Source organism: Streptomyces niveus (genome assembly GCF_001723055.1).
Taxonomy (GTDB): domain Bacteria; phylum Actinomycetota; class Actinomycetes; order Streptomycetales; family Streptomycetaceae; genus Streptomyces; species Streptomyces niveus.
The window spans coordinates 1-6,427 of sequence record NZ_MDCR01000494.1 but is presented as its reverse complement, the minus strand read 5'-3'; the positions used below and the strand labels follow the sequence as shown (position 1 = coordinate 6,427).

Annotated in this window: 4 protein-coding genes; 1 reads left to right on the top strand and 3 read right to left on the bottom strand. The window is 71.2% G+C overall.

The features are described 5' to 3' along the window. Positions 1 to 415 (bottom strand): ATP-binding protein (locus BHU15_RS36735; RefSeq protein ID WP_069631041.1); only part of this gene is annotated, 415 nt, incomplete at its 3' end. Positions 416 to 645: 230 nt separating this feature from the next. On the opposite strand from BHU15_RS36735, the gene BHU15_RS36730 reads away from it, so the two are divergent. Next, on the top strand, positions 646 to 3,750 hold the full coding sequence (locus BHU15_RS36730) for an alpha-mannosidase (protein ID WP_069631040.1): 3,105 nt from the start codon (positions 646 to 648) through the stop codon (positions 3,748 to 3,750). 15 nt (positions 3,751 to 3,765) lie between these two features. On the opposite strand, the gene BHU15_RS36725 is transcribed toward BHU15_RS36730, so the two are convergent. Then, the gene (locus BHU15_RS36725) at positions 3,766 to 5,514 is read right to left on the bottom strand and encodes a pyruvate dehydrogenase (protein WP_069631039.1); all 1,749 of its coding nucleotides are present in this window, start codon (positions 5,512 to 5,514) and stop codon (positions 3,766 to 3,768) included. A gap of 99 nt (positions 5,515 to 5,613) precedes the next feature. Continuing rightward, the coding region (locus BHU15_RS36720; RefSeq protein WP_141726979.1) for a protein phosphatase 2C domain-containing protein at positions 5,614 to 6,427 on the bottom strand (814 nt) is incomplete at its 5' end.

Here is a 6,427-nt window from a genome sequence, read left to right as displayed (position 1 = left end):
CGGCCGTCCCGGCGTTCAGCTCGAACCAGACCATCTTGCCGAGCCCCTGCGACCGTACGCCCCAGGCGTCGGCCAGCCCCTCGACCAGCACCAGCCCCCGCCCGTGCGTCCCGTCGTCCTCGGTCGGCCGGTTCGGCGTCGGCGGGGCGTCGACGAAGTCCCGTACCTCGACGCGTAGTTGGGAGTCGGCGACGGTGGCCTTGACCACGGCTCCGTGCTCGGTGTGCACCAGCGCGTTGGTCACCAGCTCGCTCGTGAGCAGCTCCGCCACCTCCGCCGACTCGCGTGCGCGCCAGTGGCTCAGCAACTCCCGCAGCGCGTGCCTCACCTCCGACACCGCCGTGAGATCGGCGCTCTCCACTCTTCGGAGCAACTGCTTGCTCAGCAGTCTCGCCTGCTCCCCCGTGCCTCTCATGTCTCCTGTCCCCCCATGCCGCTCTGCCTGAACGAATTCCCTCTCGTGAACGCTCTCCCCGAGATGCATTCCCCACTCGTCACCGGCCACGCATCGCGACCGGGATGCTGTGACAGCGAGTGCCCGGCGCTCCTCGTGGGAAGTGAGGGGTTGCGAGATCGGCGGGACACCTGGAGTGTGCCGTTCCGGAAGGCTGAGCCGTACAACCGCCGTAGATCTGAGGAGCCTTGATGCACGACGACCGCAGCTTGGTGGAGGGCCGTCTGGAGCGCGCCCTGCGCCAGTTCATCCGTCCCGCGCAGTACGCGGCCAGGACACCGCTCACGCTGTCGGTCTGGAAGGTGCCGGGCGAGCCGGTGCCCGTGGGGCAGGCTCTTCGGGGGACGTACGCGCCGTTCGAGACGGGCACGCCGTGGGGTCCGCCCTGGTCCACCAGCTGGTTCCGGCTGGAGGGGATCGTTCCCGAGGAGTACGCGGGGCGGCGTGTGGAGGTCGTCGTCGACCCGGGTTTCACCGGCGAGGGGCCCGGCTTCCAGGCCGAGGGGATGGTGTACGACGCGGCGGGCGTGCCCATCAAGGGAGTCCACCCGCGTAACCGGCACATCCCGGTCGCCTCCCCCGCGACGGGCGGCGAGGAGGTCCGTCTGCTGCTGGAGGCGGCGGCGAACCCGTCGATGCCCGGCGACTTCATGCCGTCGGCCCTCGGGGATGTGACGACGGCCGGTGACAGCCCGTTGTACACGTTCGCCGCCGCCGACATCGCCGTGCTGGACGAGAACGTGTGGCATCTGGTGCTCGACATCGAGGTGCTGTCCGAGCTGATGGCGGAGCTGCCCGTCGACCGGTCGCGGCGGCACGAGATCCTGCGGGCCCTGGAGTCCATGCTGGACGCGCTCGACCTGCACGACGTGGCCGGTACGGTGGTGGCGGCCCGCGCCGAGCTGGCGGGCGTCCTGGCGAGTCCGGCCGCGCCCAGCGCCCACCGTGTCTCGGCGGCCGGGCACGCGCACATCGACTCGGCGTGGCTGTGGCCGCTGCGCGAGACGGTGCGCAAGGCGTCGCGGACGTTCGCCAACGTCACCGCGCTCGCCGAGGAGTACCCGGAGCTGGTGTTCGCCTGTTCGCAGGCGCAGCAGTACGCGTGGGTGAAGGAGCACCAGCCGCACATCTGGGAGCGGATCAAGAAGGCCGTGGCGGACGGCACCTGGTCGCCGGTGGGCTCGATGTGGGTGGAGTCGGACGCCAACATGCCGGGCGGCGAGGCGCTGGCCCGCCAACTCGTGCACGGTACGCGCTTCTTCAGGGAGGAGCTGGGGGTCGAGACGGAGGAGATCTGGCTGCCGGACTCCTTCGGCTACACGGCCGCTTTCCCCCAACTGGCCAAGCTGGCGGGGGTGAAGTGGTTCCTCACCCAGAAGCTGTCGTGGAACCAGTCCAACAAGATGCCGCACCACACCTTCTGGTGGGAGGGCATCGACGGCACCCGCGTCTTCACGCACTTCCCGCCCGTCGACACGTACAACGCGCAGTTCCACGCCTCCGAACTGGCTCACGCGGAGCGGAACTTCGCCGACAAGGGGCGGGCGTCGCGCTCGCTGGTCCCGTTCGGCTGGGGTGACGGCGGCGGCGGACCCACCCGCGAGATGCTGGAGAAGGCGCGCCGGCTGAAGTCCCTGGAGGGCTCGCCGCGCGTGGAGATCGAGAAGCCGTCCGCGTTCTTCGCCGCCGCCGAGGAGGAGTACGGCGCGAAGGCACCGGTCTGGTCGGGCGAGCTGTATCTGGAGCTGCACCGGGCGACGTACACCACGCAGGCGAAGACGAAGCAGGGCAACCGACGCAGTGAACACCTGTTGCGGGAGGCCGAGTTGTGGGCGACGGCCGCCGCGCTGCGCACGCCGTCGTACGCGTATCCGTACGAGGAACTGGACCGCCTGTGGAAGACGGTACTGCTGCACCAGTTCCACGACATCCTGCCGGGCTCGTCCATCGCGTGGGTGCACCGCGAGGCGCGGGACACCTACGCGGCGGTGCGGGAGGAGCTGACGGAGATCACGTCGGCGGCGGTCGCGGCGCTCGGCGGCGGCGCCACTGCGGTGCTCAACTCCTCGCCGTACGAGCGGACCGAGATCGTCGAGGCCGACACGGCGGACATCAGCGAGGGCAGCGCGACACAGGCGCTGAACAGCCACGGGCGGTCGGCGGCCCTGGTGCGAGTGCCCGCGCTGGGCGCGACGGGGCTGGCCGCCGCCGAGCCCGCGGGCGGGACCACGGACGTCACGACCCGCGCCGCCGGATCGGACATCACCCTCGACAACGGGCTGCTGCGGGTCGTCGTCGACCGTGACGGTCTGCTCAGCTCCGTGACGGATCTGGCGGCGGACCGCGAGGTCCTGGCGCCGGGCAGCCGCGGCAATCTGCTCCAGCTGCACCCGGACCACCCCAACCAGTGGGACGCCTGGGACATCGACCGGCACTACCGCAACCGGCACACCGACCTTACGAAGGCGGAGTCGGTGCAGTTGGTCGAGCAGGGTCCGCTGCGGGCGACGGTGCGGGTGGTGCGTACGTTCGGCTCGTCGTGGATCGTGCAGGAGATCCGGCTCGCGGCCGGGAGCAAGCGGGTGGACGTCGTCACCGAGGTCGACTGGCAGGAGTCGGAGAAGGTCCTCAAGGCCGCGTTCCCGCTGGACGTGCACGCCGAACGGTCCACGGCCGAAATCCAGTTCGGGCATGTGCACCGCGCGACGCACGCCAACACCAGTTGGGACGCGGCCCGGTTCGAGATCTGCGCGCACCGCTGGCTGCGGGTCGCCGAGCCCGGTTACGGCGTGGCGGTGGTCAACGACTCGACGTACGGCCACGACGTGACGCGCACCGCGCACGAGGACGGGCTGGGTACGACCGTACGGCTGACGCTGCTGCGGGCCCCGCACAGCCCCGACCCGGAGACGGACCTGGGCACGCACACGTTCCGCTACGCCCTGGTGCCGGGCGCCGGGGTGACGGACGCGGTACGGGAGGGCCTGGCGCTCAACCTGCCGTTGCGGGTCGCGGTCGCGCCCCCGACGGCGCCGCTGGTGTCGATCGACCACCCGGCGATCACGGTGGAGTCGGTGAAGCTCGCCGAGGACCGCAGCGGTGATGTGGTCGTACGGCTCTACGAGTCGGCCGGCAACCGGGCGTCGGCGATGCTGCGGACGGGCTTCCCCGTCGTACAGGCGCACGTCACGGACCTGCTGGAGCGCCCGCTGCACGAGGCGGGTACGGGGGCGGCCGGTCTGCGGGTCGCGCTGCGGCCGTTCCAGATCCTGACGCTGCGGTTCACCCCCGCGTAAGGGGCGTAGGAGGGGTCAGGGCCGGGGCAGATTGCGCAGGTTGGAGCGCGCCATCTGGACCATGCGGCCCACCCCTCCGTCCAGCACGATCTTCCCGGCGGAGAGCGCGAAGCCCTGCACCATGTCGGCGCTGATCTTCGGCGGGATGGACAGGGCGTTCGGGTCGGTGACCACGTCCACCAGGGCGGGGCCTTTGTGCTTGAAGGCGTCCTTGAGCGCGCCCGCGAGCTGCTTGGGCTTCTCCACCCGTACGCCGAACGCCCCGGCGGCGCGGGCGACGGCGGCGAAGTCCGGGTTGTGGTTGGTGGTGCCGTACGACGGCAGGCCGGCCACCAGCATCTCCAGCTCGACCATGCCGAGGGAGGAGTTGTTGAACAGGACGATCTTCACCGGGAGTTGGTACTGCACGAGGGTGAGGAAGTCGCCCATCAGCATGGTGAAGCCGCCGTCGCCGGACATCGACACGACCTGCCGCTCCCGGTCCACGAACTGCGCCCCGACGGCCTGCACCATGGCGTTGGCCATCGAGCCGTGGCTGAACGAACCGATCACGCGGCGGCGGCCGTTGGGTGAGAGATAGCGGGCGGCCCACACGTTGCACATACCGGTGTCGACGGTGAAGACCGCGTCGTCGTCGGCGACCTCGTCCAGTACCGACGCCACGTACTCGGGGTGGATCGGGATGTGCTTGTCGACCTTGCGGGTGTAGGCCTTGACGACGCCTTCGAGCGCGTCGGCGTGCTTCCTGAGCATCTTGTCCAGGAAGCGGCGGTCGTTCTTGATCCGTACGCGGGAGTTGAGACAGCGCAGCGTCTCGCGTACGTCGCCCCATACGGCGAGGTCCAACTGCGAGCGGCGGCCGAGGCGTTCGGGCCGGACGTCGACCTGGACGATCTTGACGTCCGTACCGTCGGGCAGGAACGCGTTGTACGGGAAGTCGGTGCCGAGCAGGATGAGCAGATCGCACTCGTGGGTGGCCTCGTAGGCGGCGCCGTAGCCGAGCAGTCCGCTCATGCCGACGTCGAACTTGTTGTCGTACTGGATCCACTCCTTGCCGCGCAGGGCGTGCCCGATCGGCGACTTGATCCGCTCGGCGAACTCCATGACCTCGGCGTGCGCCCCTGCCGTGCCGCTGCCGCAGAACAGCGTGACCCGGTCCGCGTCGTCGATCATGGAGACCAGCTTGTCGATCTCCAGGTCACCGGGCCGGACCGTCGGCCGGGAGGTCAGCAGGGCGTGCTCGACCGCCTTCGTCGGGGCCGGCAGGGAGGCGATGTCGCCGGGCAGGGTCACGACGCTGACACCACCCCGGCCTACCGCGTGCTGGATGGCCGTCTGGACGAGCCGGGGCATCTGCTGCGGGTTGGTGATCATCTCGTTGTAGTGGCTGCACTCGTCGAACAGCCGCTCCGGGTGCGTCTCCTGGAAGTAGCCGAGTCCGATCTCGCCGGTGGGGATGTGCGAGGCGAGCGCGAGGACCGGGGCCATGGAGCGGTGCGCGTCGTACAGGCCGTTGATCAGATGCAGATTGCCGGGGCCGCAGGAGCCGGCGCAGGCGGCGAGCTTGCCGGTGATCTGGGCCTCGGCGCCCGCCGCGAAGGCCGCCGCCTCCTCGTGTCTGACCTGGACCCAGTCGATGGCCGCGTTGCGCCGGATGGCGTCCACGACGGGGTTGAGGCTGTCGCCGACCACTCCGTACAGCCGCTGGACGCCCGCGCGGGCAAGGATGTCGACGAACTGCTCCGCCACGTTCTGCCTGGCCATGGGGGCGCGCCCTTCTGCTTCCGCGGCGATACGGGCCGACCGGACCCGGACCGGGGTCCCGTCCGGCACCCGCTGTCCATCAACCCATGCCCCGCGCCGTTACGCCTCCCAGACCCCCACGGCCGTACGGTCGTCGGCGTACCCCTTCGCCCGCAGCGCGACGTCCGCGAGATACGTGGCGAGGCCCGGCGGCTCGCCGTCGGCCCAGCGTGCGGCGAGTTCGTCGCCCAGGGCCGGGACGCCGCGCAGCGGCTCGGCGAGCCCGACGCTGGTCAGCAGGAGCGTGTCGCCCGGACGGGCCACCGAGGCGCGGAAGCGGAACGGCTCGGGCGGTGGCGGTACGGGCTCCTCGACGAGCGGCCCCGGCGCCTTGGTGATCTCCAGGTCCATCGTGAGGCGGTCGCCGTCCGGCGTCTGTTCGGTGGCGGCGCCTGCTCCGGTGGGGACGGAGCCGTAGCCGACGACCGGTGCGCCCCTGATCGCGGAGGGCTCGGGGACCAGCGGCTCCAGATCCTGCCAGGCGCCGTCCCTGAGCCGGAACAGCCCGCCACCGCCGACGCCGAAGAAGACCCGGGTGCGGCAGTCGGGGTCGGCGGAGAGCAGGAGACAGCGCAGGCTCGCCGTGTACTCCTCGGGATCGCGGCCCAACTCGGCCGCGCGGGCGCGCAGTTTGCCGTACGTACGGTCGGTGAGCCGGTGCAGACCGGACTTCAGGTCGCCCCGGCGGCCGGCTCTTATGTCCTCGGCGAGCCTGCTGTGGCTGCGGCCGACGGCGCCGCCGATCCACCGGCAGGCGTCGGCGGCGGACAGGTGCGCGCCCTCGGTGGCGCGGGCGCCGGTGGCCACGGCGACCAGGACCAGGGCGCCCGGTCCCGCGCCGAAGCGGGCGGTGAGGAGGGCGTCCCTGCGGGGC